The sequence below is a fragment of the Micromonospora yasonensis genome (assembly GCF_026013475.1).
Taxonomy (GTDB): domain Bacteria; phylum Actinomycetota; class Actinomycetes; order Mycobacteriales; family Micromonosporaceae; genus Micromonospora; species Micromonospora yasonensis.
Window position 1 is genome coordinate 1 of record NZ_JAPDPH010000510.1, and the last position, 249, is coordinate 249.

Genomic DNA, 249 nt, shown 5'->3' on the forward strand with positions numbered 1-249 from the left:
GAGCCGGGTCCAGGTGATCGGGTGGGTGGTGTGGGTGTGTAGGTGTGCGGTGTTGGTGAGGAGGGTGTGCCAGGGGTCGGTGTCGCGGCGGAGGGTGTGCAGGGCGGTGGCGTCGTCGATGGTGGGGGCGAGTAGGGGGTGGGGGCTGATCTCGATGAGGGTGTGGTGCCCGTCGGTGAGTAGGTGTTGGAGGGTGGGGTGGAAGTGGACGGGTTGGCGGAGGTTGTCCCACCAGTAGTCGGTGGTGAG

General features: G+C 67.5%; 1 protein-coding gene. It reads right to left on the reverse strand.

All coding sequences use genetic code 11. The features are described 5' to 3' along the window. The coding region (locus ONA70_RS36595; RefSeq protein WP_265011037.1) for an acyltransferase domain-containing protein at nt 1-249 on the reverse strand (249 nt) is incomplete at both ends.